The organism is Streptomyces sp. NPDC005202, assembly GCF_040608235.1.
GTDB lineage: Bacteria > Actinomycetota > Actinomycetes > Streptomycetales > Streptomycetaceae > Streptomyces.
The window spans coordinates 447,076-462,874 of sequence record NZ_JBEXHW010000001.1 but is presented as its reverse complement, the minus strand read 5'-3'; the positions used below and the strand labels follow the sequence as shown (position 1 = coordinate 462,874).

The following is a 15,799-nucleotide window of genomic DNA, read 5'->3' as shown; positions in this document are numbered from 1 at the left end:
CATTGACGGGCTCTTGCCGCCGCGGGCTCCACGCGGATCGCCGACGACCGACCACTCATTGCGTTACATGCGAACCGCATCGCAGGGGGTTTTATGAGATCCAACCGCGCCAAGGTGCGCGCCGGAGTGAGCATGGCAGCGACACTGCCGATGCTCGCCGGTGCGCTGGCGCTCGGCATACCCGCGGCGCACGCCGCGGACAACCCGGGCCGGAACACGCTCGCGGGCACCAAGCCCGCGTGGGCCACGGCCAAGGCGGACAAGGGCGCGACCTCGAACGGCGCCCAGGTCGCCGCCCGGGTCTACCTGGCCGGCCGCAACGCCGCCGGCCTCGCCGCGTACGCCAAGGCGGTCTCCGACCCGTCCTCGGCCTCGTACGGCAGGTACCTGAGCGCCAAGCAGGCGCAGGCGCGCTTCGGCGCAACCAAGGCGCAGGTGGCCGCGGTGAAGTCGTGGCTGAAGTCGGCGGGCCTGAAGGTCACCGCCGTCACCCCGCACTACATCGCCGTCTCGGGTGACGTGGCCGCCGCCGAGAAGGCGTTCGGCACCCAGCTGCACAACTACGCCAAGGGCTCCAAGACCTACCGTGCGCCGGCGCAGACGGCCTCGGTTCCACAGAGCCTGAAGGGCGCCGTCCTGACCGTCACCGGCCTGGACAACGCCCCGCACAAGGCGAGCCACAAGGACCAACTGCCGCCGCCGGACGCCGTGTTCCAGAACTCCGGGCCGTTCTCCTCGTACTACGGCTCGAACATCGCGACCACGCTGCCGTCCGCCTACGGCAAGAAGATCCCGTACGCCGTCAAGGGCTACACGGGCAAGCAGCTGCGGGCCGCCTACGGCGCCGGGAAGTACACCGGCAAGGGCGTCCGGATCGCCATCACGGACGCGTACGCCTCGCCGACCATCGCCTACGACGCGGCCACTTACGCCAAGAAGCACGGTGACGCGGCCTGGACGACCGGTCAGCTGCGCCAGGTGCTGCCCAAGAACTACACGAAGACCGAGGAGTGCGGCGCGGCCGGCTGGTACGGCGAGGAGACCCTCGACGTCGAGGCCGTGCACGCGGTCGCGCCCGCCGCGAACGTCACGTACGTGGGCGCCGCCTCCTGCTACGACGACGACCTGCTCGACTCGCTCAGCAAGATCGTCGACAGCCACCTGGCCGACATCGTCTCCAACTCCTGGGGCGACATCGAGGCCAACCAGACGCCGGATCTCGCGGCCGCCTACGACCAGGTCTTCCAGTTCGGCGCGGTCGAGGGCATCGGCTTCTACTTCTCCTCCGGCGACAACGGCGACGAGGTCGCCAGCACCGGTACGAAGCAGGTCGACACCCCGGCCAACTCGGCGTGGGTGACCGCGGTCGGCGGCACCTCGCTGGCCGTCGGCAAGGGCGACTCGTACCTGTGGGAGACCGGCTGGGGCACCGAGAAGGCCGTGCTGTCGGACGACGGCAAGAGCTGGAAGGACTTCCCCGGCGCGTTCACCTCGGGTGCGGGCGGCGGCACCAGCAGGACGGTGCCGCAGCCGTACTACCAGAAGGGCGTCGTCCCGAAGGCGCTGGCCACGGCCAACAACGCCGCCGGCAACCGCGTCGTCCCGGACATCGCGGCGATCGCCGACCCGAACACCGGCTTCAAGGTCGGCCAGACGCAGACCTTCCCGGACGGCACGGAGCAGTACAGCGAGTACCGCATCGGCGGCACCTCGCTCGCCGCGCCGGTGATCGCGGCAGTCCAGGCCCTGGCCCAGGAGGCGCACGGCGGCAGGGCGATCGGCTTCGCCAACCCGACGATCTACGCCAAGTACGGCTCGAAGCTGTACCACGACGTGACGGACACCCCGACGGGTTCCGACCTCGCCGTGGCGCGCGTCGACTTCGTCAACGGCTATGACGCCACCGGCGGTCTGTCCGTCTCCGTCCGCAGCCTCGGCAAGGACAGCTCGCTGAAGGCCGTCAAGGGCTACGACGACGTCACCGGCGTGGGCTCGCCCGCGAACGGCTACGTCGACTCCTACCGTCGCCACTGACACCTGCTCAGCGGCTCAGCGGCCGTGCGCCCGCTCCTCGTCCGCGAGGGGCGGGCGCACGTGTGTGGAGCACGGCGTCGGCGACGTCCCGGGGGCGGTCGAGCATGACCAGGTGGCCCGCGGGGGCGCTGACGCGGAAGGTGCCGCCCAGGGACTCGGCGAGCTCCCGCTGCCGGGCGAGCCAGTCATGCCGCCGGTGTGCGGGACGGCGCGGGTCATCCGCGGCCAGCACCGTGACGGGCAGCCCGGTCGGCAGGCCGGCGTCCGTGCGCAGGGCGGCGAGCGCGACGGCCTGGTCGGCGTAGGTGGCGTTCTCCGCGAGGACCGCGTGCAGCCAGCGGCTCGTGGAGTACGCGCGCCGGACCAGGGCCCAAGGCGCCGGTTCGCCGCCGCCCACCCGTCCCGCCCGGACCGCCGCCCGCCGCACCAGCGGCCCCGCCGCGCGGGGCAGCCCGGCCGCGCTCGCCAGCGTGCCGCACGCGCGCGTGGCGGTGTCCCGGACCGCGCGCGCCCTCCGGGGGCGGGGCTCCTCCTCCAGGCTGGAGTCCACCAGCACGAGCCCGGCCGCCCGCGTGGGAAACAGCCGGGCGAAGGCCTCGGCGTGGAACCCGGCGAGCGAGTGCCCGACGACCGTGGCGGGCCCGTCGAGGCCGAGCGCCTGCAGGACGGCGGGGATGCGCCGCGCCTCCCCGGTGAGCGTCGGCCACGCGCGTGCGTGCCCGCTGAGCCCGAGCCCGGGGCGGTCGAAGCGGACGACGGTACGGTGCGGGGACAGCAGCGGGACGACGGGGTCCCAGTCGAACCAGCACATCCCGAGCCCGGGGCTCAGCACGCAGAGCGGGCCGGTGCCGTCGACGAGCACGTGGTGGGCGACGCCGTCGATGCGGACGAAGGCCATGGTTTTCTCCCGCGTGATCCGGTCCCTCCGGAGTGATCCGTACGAGCATCATGACCGCTGGTGCCCGTCGGGACCCGCGTGGGGCGGCTCACACCCCCGCCCCCCAGCCCATCGCGTCGCTCTGACGATTACACTGGCCGCGTGCCTCAACTACGCCTCGCCCTGAATCAGATCGACTCGCGTGTCGGCGACCTCGCCGGGAACACCGAGACGATCGTCCGCTGGACCCGGCACTCCGCCGAGCAGGGAGCGCATCTCGTGGCGTTCCCGGAGATGGCGCTGACCGGGTATCCCGTCGAGGACCTGGCCCTCAGGTCGTCCTTCGTGGAGGCGTCCCGCGCCGCCCTGCGTGGCCTCGCCGCCCGGCTCGCGGAGGAGGGCTTCGGGGAGCTCCCGGTGATCGTCGGCTACCTCGACCGCTGCGAGACCGCCCAGCCGAGGTACGGCCAGCCGGCGGGCGCGCCGCAGGACGCGGCGGCGGTGCTGCACCGCGGCGAGGTGGTCCTGACCTTCGCCAAGCACCACCTGCCGAATTACGGCGTCTTCGACGAGTTCCGCTACTTCGTGCCCGGCGACACCATGCCGGTCCTGCGGGTGCACGGCGTCGACGTCGCGCTCGCCATCTGCGAGGACCTTTGGCAGGACGGTGGTCGCGTGCCGGCCGCACGCAGCGCGGGCGCGGGGCTGCTGATCTCCATCAACGCCTCGCCGTACGAGGTCAAGAAGGACGACACCCGCCTGGAACTGGTCCGCAAGCGGGCCCAGGAGGCGGGCTGCACCACCGCCTACGTCGCCATGATGGGCGGACAGGACGAGCTGGTCTTCGACGGCGACTCGATCGTCGTCGACCGGGACGGCGAGGTCGTCGCGCGGGCGCCGCAGTTCGCGGAGTGCTGCGTCGTGCTGGACCTGGACCTGCCGGCCGCGGCGGCCGACGCGCCGACGGGTGTGGTGGACGACGGGCTGCGCATCGACCGGGTCGTGCTGTCCGAGGAGCCGCTGCCCGCGTACGAGCCGGAGCTGACCGGCGGATACGCCAAGCGTCTCGACGACGACGAGGAGGTCTACTCGGCGCTGGTCGTGGGCCTGCGGGCGTACGTGGCGAAGAACGGCTTCCGGTCCGTACTGGTCGGCCTGTCCGGCGGTATCGACTCGTCGCTGGTCGCGGCGATCGCGTGCGACGCGGTGGGCGCGGAGAACGTGTACGGCGTGTCCATGCCGTCGAAGTACTCCTCGGAGCACTCGAAGGAGGACGCGGCGGAGCTGGCCCGGCGCACGGGCCTGAACTTCCGCACCGTTTCGATCGCCCCAATGTTCGACGCGTACATGGAGTCGCTGGGCCTGACCGGCCTGGCGGAGGAGAACCTCCAGTCGCGCCTGCGCGGCACGCTGCTGATGGCGATCTCCAACCAGGAGGGGCACATCGTCCTCGCCCCCGGCAACAAGTCGGAGCTGGCGGTGGGTTATTCGACGCTGTACGGCGACTCGGTGGGCGCGTACGGCCCGATCAAGGACGTGTACAAGACGTCCGTCTTCCGCCTGGCGGAGTGGCGCAACCGGGCGGCGCGGGAGCGCGGGCAGACCCCGCCGATCCCGGAGAACTCCATCACCAAGCCGCCGAGCGCGGAGCTGCGCCCCGGCCAGGTGGACACGGACTCCCTGCCGGACTACCCGGTCCTGGACGCGATCCTCGACCTCTACGTCGACCAGGACAAGGGCGCCGACGCGATCGTCGCGGCCGGGTTCGACCGCGAACTCGTCACCAAGACGCTCCGCATGGTCGACACGGCCGAGTACAAGCGCCGCCAGTACCCGCCGGGGACCAAGATCTCGGCGAAGGGCTTCGGCAAGGACAGGCGCCTGCCGATCACGAACAGTTGGCGCGAAACTGCCTGAGCAGCACGAAGGGGCGCCCGGTGAGCACCGGGCGTTCCTTCGTCGTACGAGCCGGCGAGGGTGTCGTCGTCGGGCTCAGTGGGTGAACGTCTCCGACTGCTCCGGCACATGCGAGGCGACCACCCGCTCACGCCCGGCCTGCGGAACGCTCCGGCGTCGATCCACGGCGTATGCCGTCGCCGCCACCGCCAGGCCCAGGACGGCGAGCGCCGCGCCCGCGAGTGCCGGGGACGTCACCCCGAAGCCCGCCGCCAGCGCCAGCCCCCCGATCCACGCACCCCCGGCGTTCGCCAGGTTGAACGCGGCCTGGTTGGCCGAGGACGCCAGGGACGGGGCCGCCGACGCCTTCTCCATGACCATCAGCTGGAGCGGGGAGCCGGTGACGAAGGCGGCCATACCGAGGAGGGCCACCGCCAGGGCCGCACTCCACTCGGCCCGCATCAGCACCGGGAACAGCAGCAGCACCACCGCCAGCGAGCCGAGGCCCCCGAACAGCGTGCCCCGCATCGAGTGGTCCGCCAGGCGGCCGCCCAGCAGGTTGCCGGCCGTCGCGCCCACGCCGAACAGCGCCAGCAGCAGCGTCACGCTGGCCTCGGTGTACCCGGCGGAGTCGGTGAGCATCGGCGTGACGTAGCTGTAGGCCGCGAACAGTGCGCCGAAGCCCGCCACCGTCGTGGCGAGGGCCAGCCAGACCGGCAGGGAGCGCAGGGCGGCCAGTTCGCCGCGCAGGCCGGTCGCGGAGGCGTGCGTGTGGTCGTGCGGGATGAGCAGGGCGAGCGAGGCTATCGCCGCCACGCCGATCGCACTGACGCCGAGGAAGGTCGCCCGCCAGCCGAGGTGCTGGCCCGTGAGCGTGGCGACCGGGACGCCCGCGATGTTGGCGACCGTCAGGCCGAGGAACATCAAGGAGACGGAGCGGGCCTTGCGCTCCGGCGTCACCATGTTCGTCGCGACCACAGCGCCCACGCCGAAGAAGGCGCCGTGCGGCAGACCGCTCAGGAAACGGGCGGCCAGTAGCGACTCGTACCCGGGGGCGAAGGCGGACAGCGCGTTGCCCGCGACGAACAGAGCCATGAGGCCGATCAGCACCGTGCGCCGGGACATGCGCGCGGTGACCGCGGCCAGCAGCGGGGCGCCGATGACGACGCCGAGGGCGTACGCCGAGACCAGGTGCCCGGCGGTGGGGATCGAGATGTGCAGGTCGTCCGCGATGTCGGGCAGCAGGCCCATCATCACGAACTCGGTGGTGCCGATGCCGAAGGCGCCCACGGCGAGGGCGAGCAGGGCCAGGGGCATGAGGGGCCTTTCAGAGAGTGTGACGTCAATATGTTCAAGTACGGAACAAAGTCTCTCAGGCCCAGTATTCCAGCAGGTTAAGACCCGGTTGCCGATGTGGTGACCTTTACCCGCGCGGCCACCGGCAGGTGGTCGCTGCCCGTGCGCGGCAGGGTCCAGGAGCTCTCCGGCTCGATCCCCTTGACCATGATCTGGTCGATCCGCGCCATCGGGAACGACGCCGGCCAGCTGAACCCGAAGCCGCTGCCCGCCGCGCCCTGCGTGGAGCGCATCTGGGAGGTGACGGCGTTGAGCGAGCGGTCGTTCATGGTGCCGTTCAGGTCGCCGAGAAGGATCTTCCTGGTCAGCTGGTCGGCGGCGATCGCCTCGCCCAGCGCGTCGGCGCTCCTGTCGCGCTGCCGGGCGGTGAACCCGGCGTTCATCTTCACCCGCACCGACGGCAGGTGGGCGACGTAGACCGCGACCGGCCCGGCCGGCGTCGCCACGGTGGCGCGCATGGCCCGGGTCCAGCCCAGCTTGATGCCGACGGCCCGGACGTCGCTCATCGGGTACTTGCTCCACAGCCCGACGGTGCCCTGCACCGAGTGGTATTTGTACGCCGGCGCCAGCGCCTTCTCGTACACCGGCACCGCCGACGCCTTCAGCTCCTCCAGAGCGAGGACGTCGGCGCCGGACGCGGCCACGTCCCGGGCGGTGCCGGACGGGTCGGGGTTGTCGGCGTTGACGTTGTGCGTGGCCACGGTCAGGTCGCCGCCACTGCCCGTCTTGTCGGTGAGCAGCCCGCCGAAGAGGTTCAGCCAGACGATCGCGGGCAGCAGCACCGCGATCAGCGCGGTCGCCGACTTGCGCACCAGGGCCAGGGCGACCAGCACCGGGACGAGCAGGCCCAGCCAGGGCAGGAAGGTCTCCGTGAGGCTGCCGAGGTTGCCGACGGCGTTGGGGATGTGCGAGTGCAGCAGCATCACCAGGGCCAGGACCACCGCGAGCGCGGCGAGGACGATGCCGCGGCGCCAGATCCGCGGGTCGCCGCGCCAACCGCCGAGGAACCGGTTCAGCAGGCTCCGAAGCCGGGATCCCCGGCGCTCGGGACCCGAGCCGCCGTTGTCCGTCTCCGTCATGTACGCCTGCTGCGCCATACCGTCGCCTCACTACCTGCCGTGCACACCGTCCGCCCCCTGTTCTACGACCCTAGGGGATGATCGGCTCGTTCCTGCCGTCTCGTGACGGCCGTACAGGCACGAGGACGAACAAGTCGGCGTGAGAAGTTCCAGTGACGGCGCCAGGAGCGTGTTCTGTGACGAAACACGCACATTGACACTACGAACTGACGGGCCGTAGTCCTTCGAGCACCGTGTCGACGATCTGCTCCGACAGACCCTCGGGGAGGTCGGCGTCGGGACGCATCACGGTGCGCAGGAGCATGGGGCCGACGACGATGTCGTTCAGCAGCTCGACGTCGAGGTCGTCGCGGAGCTCGCCGTTCTCCTGTCCCCGGCGCAGGACTTCGACCTGGAGCCGACGGCGCGGCTCGACGACCGTGGCGTGGTACGCGGACCAGATCTTCGGGCTGCTCTTCATCTGGGCGTAGACGTTGTGCAGGATCGCCGACGAGCGGCTCATCAGCCCGCGCTGCCGCAGCTGTTCCACGAGCGCCACGAGGTCGTCGCGCATCGAGGTGCCGGGGAGTTCGGGGTCGGGGGGTTCGGCGGTGCGCAGGACGTCGACGAAGAGCTCCTCCTTGCCGCTCCAGCGGCGGTAGATGGTGGCCTTGCCGACGCCTGCGGTGCGGGCGATGCGCTCGATGGAGAGTTCGGCGAGCGGCACGCCGTCCTCCAGCAGCTTCATCACGCCCTCGACGATGGCGTGCTCCACTGCCTCACTCCGGGGGCGTCCCCTGACGGGGACCTCGGAAGCGGCTCGGCTGTCGGCGACGCTCACTGCGGTCCGTCCTTTCGTCGTACTGGGGAGATTGTCCTGCCCGGCGACCCACCCCCCGACGCCGCCTACTCCACCGCTGCCACCAACTCCGGCTCCTCCTTGCCCTGCTGAGGCGTCGACGCCTTGCCGGGCAGGAACACGGCCACCACGATCGCGCCGAGCACCGCGACCCCGGTCCCGCACAGCGCGGTGACGTGCATCGCGTGCAGGAACGCCTCGTTGGCCGGGTCGACCAGGGCCTTGCCCCGGGGACCGAGCTTCGCGGCGACACCCAGCGTGGCCTCGATGGACTCGCCTGCCGTGTCCCGCAGTCCGGGCGGGAGCAGGCCGAGCTTGCCCTCGATGCCGTTGCGGTACGCCGTCGACAGGACCGAGCCGAGGACGGCGATGCCGAGCGCGCCGCCGACCTGGCGGAAGGTGTTGCTGAGCGCGGAGGCCGAGCCGGCCTTCTCGCGGGGCAGGGCCTGCATGATGACCACGCTGGTCGGCGTCATGATGTGCGCCATGCCGGTGCCCATGAGGAAGAAGACGACCTCCAGGACCCAGATCGGCGTGTCCGCCTCGAAGCCGGCGAAGGCGGCCAGCGTCGCGGCGATGACAACGAGACCGGCCGTGGTGGTGGCCTTGTTGCCGAAGCGGTCGACGAGCAGCCGGGCGCGCGGCGCGAAGATCATCTGGGCGGCGGCCAGCGGCAGCATCAGCAGGCCGGACTGCAGCGGCGAGTAGCCGCGCACGCTCTGGGTGTAGAAGACCGCGAAGAAGGTCACGCCCATCAACGCGAAGAACACCAGCGCGATGGCGCTCATGGCGGCCGAGAACACCTTGTTCTTGAAGTACGTGACGTCCAGGGACGGGTGGTCGCTGCGCTTCTCGAACACGACGAAGGCGGCGAGGACGACCAGTCCCGACGCTATGGTCGCCAGCACGGTCGCGTCCGTGAAGTCGGCGAGCTCGCCGCCCTTGATGATGCCGTAGACGAGCAGGACCAGGCCAACGACGGACAGGACGACACCGACGGGGTCGAGGCGGCCGGGGTGCGGGTCGCGGGAGTCGGGCACCAGCCACACCATCAGCGCGAGCGCGAGGAGCACGATCGGCACGTTGATGAGGAAGACCGAGCCCCACCAGAAGTGGTCCAGGAGCAGACCGCCGGTGATCGGCCCAATGGCGATGGCGAGGCCGACGCCGCCGGCCCAGATGCCGATGGCCTTGGGCTGCTCCTCGCGCTCGAAGACGTTCATGAGGACGGAGAGGGTGGCCGGCATGACGAAGGCGGCACCGAGGGCCATCAGGGCGCGGAAGGCGATGAGCTGGGCGGGCGAGCCGGACTCGGCGGCCAGCGCGGAGCCGACGCCGAAGACGACGAGCCCGCCGAGCAGGACCTTCTTGCGGCCCACTCGGTCGCCGATGAGGCCGGCGGTGAACAGCAGGCCCGCGAAGACAAGCGTGTAGGCGTTGATCGCCCACTCCAGCTCGCTCTGCGTGGCGCCCAGTCCGGTCGGCGCCGGGGTCGAGATCGTCTTGATGGCGACGTTCAGGATCGAGTTGTCGAGCACCACGATCAACAGGCTGAGCATCAGGACGCCGAGGATCGCCCAGCGGCGGCGGTGCACCGCTTCCGGAATCCGGGAGGCAGGAACGTCTGGAGTAGTCATGCCGTAGAGCCTAGGCGTTTTCCGATACGAGACCGTCTCGTATCGGAAATCCTTTACCGAGACCTTGCACAGCCCTGTGGCACATCGGTACAGCCGTGGCGGCGGGATTGATCATGGTGGGCCGGGGCCCCGGCCCACCTCCTCGAAGCAGGGTCGCGGCCACCGGCTCAGACCTGTTCTCGGACCGGTTCTCGGACCGGTTCTCAGACCGGTTCGGCTATACGGGGCTCCTCGTCGAAGGTCAGTTCCGGTGGAGCGGTGCGGAAGCCGCGGGTCAGGTAGGCCAGGTAGCACACGCCGAGTGCGAGCCAGGCGATCCCGAGGGTCAGGGCCTTGCCGTCGAGGTGGGCCAGGAGCCACAGGTCCACCACTACGCCGATCGCGGGGGCGATCACGTGGCCCGGCAGGCCGGGGCGGCCGCCGGCGCGGCGCTCGCGGAAGTAGGTGGCGATGACGGCGACGTTGACGAAGGTGAAGGCGGTGAAGGCGCCGAAGTTGATGAAGGAGGTGGACGTCGCGACATTGAGCCGCAGAGCGATCAGCCCGACCGCGCCGGTGAGGAGGATGTTGAGGGCCGGGGTGCGGTAGCGGGGGTGGATGCGGCCGAACACGCGGCCGGGGAGGACGGAGTCACGCCCCATGGCGTACAGCAGCCGGGAGGTGCTTGCCTGGGCGGCGATGCCGGACGCGAACTGGGCGACAACCAGGCCGGCCAGGAAGACCGAGGAGAACAGGTCGCCGCCGATGACCTTGGCGATCTCGAACGCGGCCGAGCTGGGGTCGTCGAAGGCGCTGCCGGGGTGTGCCAGTTGGGTGGCCCAGGCGACCACCACGAAGATCCCGCCGCCGATCAGCGCGGTCAGCAGGATGGCCCGGGGCATGGTGCGCTTGGGGTCGACGGTCTCCTCGGTGAGGGTGGTGACCGCGTCGAAGCCGAGGAACGAGTACGCCGCGATCGCCGCGCCGGCGGAGATGCCCGGCAGCGTCGTGGCGTGGTCGGCGAACGGTGCGGTGCTCGCCAACGCCCCGGCGCCCCTGAGTTCGAGGACGTGCCGCAGTGACAGCAGGACGAAGGTGCCGATCACCAGTACCTGGAAGACCATGAGCAGGTCGTTGACCCGCTCGGCGGTCTTGATGCCCCGTACGTTCAGGGCGGTGGTCAGGGCGATGAAGCCGATGATCCACACCCAGAACGGGACGCCGGGGAACTGCGCCTGGAGATACGCCCCGCCGATCAGCCAGATGACCATGGGCAGAAAGAAGTAGTCCAGCAGGGTGGCCCAGCCGATCAGGAAGCCCACCCGGGAGTCGACGGCCCGGCGCACGTAGGTGTACGCGGACCCGGCCACCGGGTGGGCGGCGGCCATCTTCCCGTAGCTGTGCGCGGTGAACAGCATGGCGAGCAGGGCCAGCAGATAGGCGGTGGGAACGGCGCCGCCGGTGCTGTCGGCCACGATACCGAAGGTGCCGAGCACGATCAGCGGGGTCATGTAGGCGAGGCCGAACAGGACGACGGATCTGAGCGTGAGCGTACGCGTCAGGGTCTGAGCGGGAGTGTCCATGGCAGGCTCCGGGGGAGGGAACGGGAGCGGGTGGGCGGGCTCAGCCGGTGGCGGGACGCCAGCGGCCGGGGTCGATGCGGCCGCCGTACAGCGGCAGGTCGAGCGGGGGGTCGGCGTCGGTGAACTGGTCCCACATGCGGTTGAGCCCCGCGGTGCCGAACGTGCGGACGCGGGCCACCTCGTCCAGGTCGAGCACGTCGGTCAGGACGGTCACACCGGAGTCGGCGACCTCGGTGCGCACCCGTCCCTCGGGGTCGACGACCAGGCTGCGGCCGGTACCGACGGGACCGGCGGTGTTGACGCTGAGGACGAAGACCTGGTTGACGATGGCGTTGGCGCGGGCGAGGACGAGTTCCTGGGCGCGGTCCGCGGTGGTGGTCATGACCGGGTTGACGATCACCTCGGCGCCCATCCAGGCCAGGTGGCGCGCCACCTCCGGAAACCAGGCGTCGTAGCAGATCGAGAGGCCGATGCGGCCCGCCTCCGGCAGATCCAGCACGACGAAGCGGTCCCCGGGGTCGTACGGCTCGTGCGGCCGCCAGGGGAAGATCTTGCGGTACGAGGCGGCGAGCCGGCCGTCGGGGGAGTAGACCGGCGCCGTGTTGAACAGCTCGCCGCCGTCGCCGCGTTCGCACACGCTCCCCGGCACCAGCCAGACGCCGAGGTCTCCGGCCAGCTCGGCGAGCTGGCGGGACCGCGGGCCGTCCAGCGGCTCGGCGGCATCCCGAAGCTGCTTGTCCGCCGCCGGGGAGGCGTCGACACCGCACAGGTGCAGCTCCGGGTAGACCACGAGGCGCGTCTGCGGGAAGCGCGCCAGCAGCTGCTCAACCTCCTCGGCGAAACCGGACAGGGGTGCTGTGGCAGGGCGGGGAGGTGCCTGCACGAGGGCGATGGGCAAGGGGCGGGACATGGCGAGGAAATTAGCTCAAGATGAGCCGGTAAACAATAAGCTCATTATGAGTTGTTATCTGGGGTCGCTACATTGACGGCATGCCTGGCTTCCCGGATGGACCCGACGCACAGGGAGCCGATGTGGCCGCCCGGTCCCTCAACGCCCCCCAGCTCAACGGCATCCGCCGGCTCACGGCGCTGGACACGGTGCGCGCCCGCATCGCGCTCGCGGTCGACCTGGGACTGCTCGCCCCGGGAGAAAGGCTTCCGTCGACCGACCAGATCGCCGCGGCGCTCGACGTCGGGGAGATCACCGTCCGCCGCGCTCTGTCCTCGCTGTGCCAGGACGGCGTCCTGGAGCGCCGCCGGGGCCGCAACGGCGGCACACTCGTCGCCGAGCAGCCGACCACGGGGGCGGTGCGCGCGATGGACGCCTATCGCGCGCAGGACGCCGAGGTGCACGCACTGATCGACCAGCGGCTCGTCCTGGAGTGCGGTCTCGCCCACCTGGCGGCCCGCAACGCCGACGAGGCCGCCGTGGCCCGGCTGCAGCAGCTGGCCGATGCGATGGACCAGGCGCCGACCTGGGCGGAGTTCCACGGCTGCGACGAGCGTTTCCACCTCGCCGTCGCAGCCGCCACCGGTGTCACCAGGGCCGCCGAGCCCTACGGCAGGGTGCTCCGCAAGCTGTACCGCTACTACCTGCCCTATCCGGTGGAAGCTCTCCGGCAGTCCAACCGTGAGCACCATGCTCTGGTCGACGCCCTGCGCAACGGCGACGGCGCGGCGGCGGCGGACATCGCGCGACAGCACGTGGAAACGCTCCGCCACACCATGTTCGTCGGTCTGCTTGCGGCGGCCGACGGCCGGCAAGACCCAGGGGGACGGGCTCAGCCGGTGTCGCGGGGGTGAGCCGCGTCGCGTCGCGCCCCCTCATCTAGCCGCGCGTGGCACGAGGTGCCACCATGGAGGGGATCCGGGGACGCCGTAAGGGCGCCTCGAGATGACGAAGGAGCCGTTGCAATGACGCAGCTTTCGGCTGCCCAGACGAAGCCCTCCGACGGCAGCAAGGCGCTGTACGGAGGCAAGGGCACGCGCCGCATCACCGTCCGCGACATCGCCGCCGCCAAGGAGCGCGGCGAGAAGTGGCCCATGCTCACCGCCTACGACGCGATGACCGCGTCCGTCTTCGACGAGGCCGGCATCCCGGTGCTCCTGGTCGGCGACTCGGCGGGCAACTGCCACCTCGGGTACGAGACGACCGTGCCCGTCACACTCGACGAGATGACCATGCTGTCCGCCGCGGTGGTACGCGGTACGAGCCGCGCCCTCGTCGTCGGCGACCTGCCCTTCGGCTCGTACCAGGAGGGCCCGGTGCAGGCGCTGCGCTCGGCGACCCGGCTGGTGAAGGAGGCGGGCGTCGGCGCCGTGAAGCTGGAGGGCGGCGAGCGCTCGCACCGGCAGATCGAGCTGCTGGTGGAGTCCGGCATCCCGGTCATGGCCCACATCGGCCTGACCCCGCAGTCCGTCAACGCCATGGGCTACCGCGTGCAGGGGCGCGGCGAGGAGGCGGCCGCGCAGCTGCTGCGCGACGCGAAGGCCGTGCAGGACGCGGGCGCGTTCGCGGTCGTGCTGGAGCTGGTTCCCGCCGAGCTGGCGGCCGAGGTGACGCGGGTGCTGCACATTCCCACGGTCGGCATCGGGGCCGGGCCGGAGACGGACGCGCAGGTGCTGGTGTGGACCGACATGCTGGGGCTGACGAGCGGCCGGGTGCCGAAGTTCGTGAAGAAGTACGCGAATCTGCGTGAGGTCATGGGCAACGCCGCGAAGGCGTTCGCCGACGACGTCGTGGGCGGAACGTTCCCGTTGGAAGAGCACTCCGTCCACTGAGCGATTCACTGCCGCTGAGCCATCGCCGCACCACGGACAGCCCGCCGATCTTCCCCCGTCGGCGGGCTGTCCCCCTTTTTGCGCCCCGCGCCTGAACCGGCGCCGCTCTCGCGGACGTGGTTGCTCGCCGTCGGGGTTCCTCAATTGATGGTTGGGTCGGGGGTTTTGTCGGTGCTTCGGTGGCTTGTCGGGGGGCCGTCGGTGCTGTCGGCGGCTTGTCGGTGGTTTGTCGGTCGGGGCTGACACCGTCGTCGGCATGACGCGAATCGACAACAACCCCAGTGGCGCGAACAGCGCCGTGACCGTGCGGGGGCTGGTCAAGCCGCTTCGGCCTTGCGGGCTTCTTGGCCTTGCGGCTGGCTTGGTGGATGGCGTGCACCCGCCGGGACCGAGAGGTCACAACCGTGAGGGTTGCAGAAGGGATGGTCCTCTAATGAGCGCCGTCACCATCACCACCGACGTCCCGCACGACACCCGTATCCCGCTGCGCGGCCATCTCCGCCACACCGGGGCCCTCATCAGACGCAACCTGCTGTGGATCCGCCAGGACCCGGAGTCGATGTTCGACGCGCTGCTGATGCCGATCGTCTTCACCCTGCTGTTCGTGTACGTCTTCGGCGGCTCGATCGGGCAGGCCCTCGGCGGCGGGCAGCACGCCTACGTGCAGTACGTCATCCCCGGCCTGCTGGCCATGACGAGCATGACGATGTCCCAGGGCGTCGGCACCGGCTTCAACCAGGACTTCAACAGCGGTGTCATGGACCGCTTCCGGTCCCTGCCGATCGGGCGCGGCTCGGTGCTGTTCGCCAAGATCTCGGTCGAGCTGGCGCGGATGCTGTTCGCGACGGCCGTCCTGATGGTCGTCGCCGTCCTGGTCGGATTCGACATCACCAACTGGCCCGGCCTGTTCGCGACCGTGGGCCTCTCGGCGGTGTTCGCGTCGTCGATCATGTGGGTGTTCCTCGCCCTCGGCGTGGTCATGAAGAACGCGCAGTCCGTGCAGGCGATGGGCTTCCTGGTGCTGATGCCGCTGCAGTTCGGCTCGTCGATCTTCGCGCCGACGAAGTCGATGCCGGGCTGGCTGCGGGCCTTCACCGACTACAACCCGCTGTCCTCCCTCGCTGACGCGGCCCGCGGGCTGATGACGCACGGACCGGTCGCGCACGACGTGTGGGTGACCCTCGGCTGGTCGGTGGCCATCACGGCGGTGATGGCGCCGGTGGCGATCCGCATGCCCCCGGGTCTTCGACGGGAGCGAGTTCGGCCAGCCACACCCCGTCCCGCGCCGCATGCCGCACGGCATCGGCGGCCTCGAGGGACAGCCGCGTCTTCCCGGCCCCGCCGGGCCCGAGCAACGTCACCAGCCGGGCCGTCGCGAGGTCCCCGCGGATCGCTTCGATGTCGTCCTCACGACCGACGAAGGAGGTGAGCCGGGCGCGGATGTTGAAGGCTTCGAAGGTGCGCGAGGCCGGCCCGGTCTCCGCGTACACCTGGTGCAGGAGATGGATCGCGCGGACGCGGCCCGTGGTCATGGGCCACTCGCCGCCGTGGCGCTCGACGCGCAGCATCCTGCCGTACTGCTCCGCCTCTTGCCGCCGTCGTCCACCTCGTCGCCTTCGCCCGGCGCGTCTTCGGGGTCCAGGGGAGCCAGTGGCCAGCCCACCTCCTCCCCCACCGAGAACGGCCTGCCGCAGCACTCCATCTGCCAGCCTTCGTAGAACACCCGCCACAGTCCCATG

At 70.8% G+C, this 15,799-nt stretch carries 12 protein-coding genes and 2 pseudogenes; 5 read left to right on the top strand and 9 right to left on the bottom strand.

Translation table 11 applies throughout. The features are described from left to right. Positions 1 to 93: 93 nt before the first annotated feature. Positions 94 to 2,034: a S53 family peptidase gene (locus ABZV31_RS02195; protein WP_355886865.1), complete on the top strand. Its 1,941-nt coding sequence runs from the start codon at positions 94 to 96 to the stop codon at positions 2,032 to 2,034. 7 nt (positions 2,035 to 2,041) lie between these two features. Here the strand turns inward: ABZV31_RS02195 and ABZV31_RS02190 are convergent, their stop codons facing one another. Further along, complete coding sequence (locus tag ABZV31_RS02190; protein ID WP_355886863.1) at positions 2,042 to 2,932, bottom strand: alpha/beta hydrolase; 891 nt, start codon at positions 2,930 to 2,932, stop codon at positions 2,042 to 2,044. A 141-nt stretch (positions 2,933 to 3,073) separates the two neighbouring features. Here ABZV31_RS02190 and ABZV31_RS02185 point away from each other — a divergent pair, with 141 nt between their 5' ends. After that, entirely contained in the window at positions 3,074 to 4,828 is a 1,755-nt protein-coding gene (locus ABZV31_RS02185) for an NAD+ synthase (protein WP_355886860.1), read from the top strand. Positions 4,829 to 4,903: 75 nt separating this feature from the next. Here ABZV31_RS02185 and ABZV31_RS02180 read toward each other — a convergent pair whose 3' ends face one another. From ABZV31_RS02180 to ABZV31_RS02155, 6 genes are all read right to left on the bottom strand, one after another. Continuing rightward, a complete protein-coding gene (locus ABZV31_RS02180) occupies positions 4,904 to 6,124 on the bottom strand; it encodes an MFS transporter (protein WP_355886855.1) in 1,221 nt (406 codons plus the stop codon). Positions 6,125 to 6,201: 77 nt separating this feature from the next. Then, positions 6,202 to 7,260: an endonuclease/exonuclease/phosphatase family protein gene (locus tag ABZV31_RS02175; protein ID WP_355886853.1), complete on the bottom strand. Its 1,059-nt coding sequence runs from the start codon at positions 7,258 to 7,260 to the stop codon at positions 6,202 to 6,204. 181 nt (positions 7,261 to 7,441) lie between these two features. Next, positions 7,442 to 8,062, bottom strand: coding sequence for a TetR/AcrR family transcriptional regulator (locus ABZV31_RS02170; protein ID WP_355886852.1), 621 nt, complete (start codon positions 8,060 to 8,062; stop codon positions 7,442 to 7,444). 65 nt (positions 8,063 to 8,127) lie between these two features. After that, the gene (locus ABZV31_RS02165) at positions 8,128 to 9,717 is read right to left on the bottom strand and encodes an MFS transporter (RefSeq protein WP_355886849.1); all 1,590 of its coding nucleotides are present in this window, start codon (positions 9,715 to 9,717) and stop codon (positions 8,128 to 8,130) included. A gap of 203 nt (positions 9,718 to 9,920) precedes the next feature. Beyond that, complete coding sequence (locus tag ABZV31_RS02160; RefSeq protein WP_355886846.1) at positions 9,921 to 11,279, bottom strand: APC family permease; 1,359 nt, start codon at positions 11,277 to 11,279, stop codon at positions 9,921 to 9,923. A gap of 40 nt (positions 11,280 to 11,319) precedes the next feature. After that, a complete protein-coding gene (locus ABZV31_RS02155) occupies positions 11,320 to 12,189 on the bottom strand; it encodes a carbon-nitrogen hydrolase family protein (RefSeq protein WP_355886843.1) in 870 nt (289 codons plus the stop codon). A gap of 122 nt (positions 12,190 to 12,311) precedes the next feature. On the opposite strand from ABZV31_RS02155, the gene ABZV31_RS02150 reads away from it, so the two are divergent. From ABZV31_RS02150 to ABZV31_RS02140, 3 genes and pseudogenes are all read left to right on the top strand, one after another. Next, positions 12,312 to 13,082, top strand: coding sequence for an FCD domain-containing protein (locus ABZV31_RS02150; RefSeq protein ID WP_355886840.1), 771 nt, complete (start codon positions 12,312 to 12,314; stop codon positions 13,080 to 13,082). A gap of 111 nt (positions 13,083 to 13,193) precedes the next feature. Then, complete coding sequence (gene panB / locus ABZV31_RS02145) at positions 13,194 to 14,060, top strand: 3-methyl-2-oxobutanoate hydroxymethyltransferase (RefSeq protein WP_355886837.1); 867 nt, start codon at positions 13,194 to 13,196, stop codon at positions 14,058 to 14,060. 433 nt (positions 14,061 to 14,493) lie between these two features. Next, a pseudogene (locus ABZV31_RS02140) lies at positions 14,494 to 15,288 on the top strand (ABC transporter permease); the annotation flags it as partial. A gap of 10 nt (positions 15,289 to 15,298) precedes the next feature. Here ABZV31_RS02140 and ABZV31_RS02135 read toward each other — a convergent pair. Continuing rightward, a pseudogene (locus ABZV31_RS02135) lies at positions 15,299 to 15,505 on the bottom strand (hypothetical protein); the annotation flags it as partial. 83 nt (positions 15,506 to 15,588) lie between these two features. Beyond that, a complete protein-coding gene (locus tag ABZV31_RS02130) occupies positions 15,589 to 15,798 on the bottom strand; it encodes a DUF6578 domain-containing protein (protein WP_355886834.1) in 210 nt (69 codons plus the stop codon). Between the last annotated feature and the right edge of the window lies 1 nt (position 15,799).

Excerpts from the sequence above, each read along its gene's own strand:
- ABZV31_RS02160 (WP_355886846.1), bottom strand. The coding sequence starts at position 11,279 with ATGGACACTCCCGCTCAGACCCTGACGCGTACGCTCACGCTCAGATCC.
- ABZV31_RS02155 (WP_355886843.1), bottom strand. The coding sequence starts at position 12,189 with ATGTCCCGCCCCTTGCCCATCGCCCTCGTGCAGGCACCTCCCCGCCCT.
- ABZV31_RS02190 (WP_355886863.1), bottom strand. The coding sequence starts at position 2,932 with ATGGCCTTCGTCCGCATCGACGGCGTCGCCCACCACGTGCTCGTCGAC.
- ABZV31_RS02130 (WP_355886834.1), bottom strand. The coding sequence starts at position 15,798 with ATGGGACTGTGGCGGGTGTTCTACGAAGGCTGGCAGATGGAGTGCTGC.
- ABZV31_RS02165 (WP_355886849.1), bottom strand. The coding sequence starts at position 9,717 with ATGACTACTCCAGACGTTCCTGCCTCCCGGATTCCGGAAGCGGTGCAC.
- ABZV31_RS02175 (WP_355886853.1), bottom strand. The coding sequence starts at position 7,260 with ATGGCGCAGCAGGCGTACATGACGGAGACGGACAACGGCGGCTCGGGT.
- panB (WP_355886837.1), top strand. The coding sequence starts at position 13,194 with ATGACGCAGCTTTCGGCTGCCCAGACGAAGCCCTCCGACGGCAGCAAG.
- ABZV31_RS02180 (WP_355886855.1), bottom strand. The coding sequence starts at position 6,124 with ATGCCCCTGGCCCTGCTCGCCCTCGCCGTGGGCGCCTTCGGCATCGGC.
- ABZV31_RS02195 (WP_355886865.1), top strand. The coding sequence starts at position 94 with ATGAGATCCAACCGCGCCAAGGTGCGCGCCGGAGTGAGCATGGCAGCG.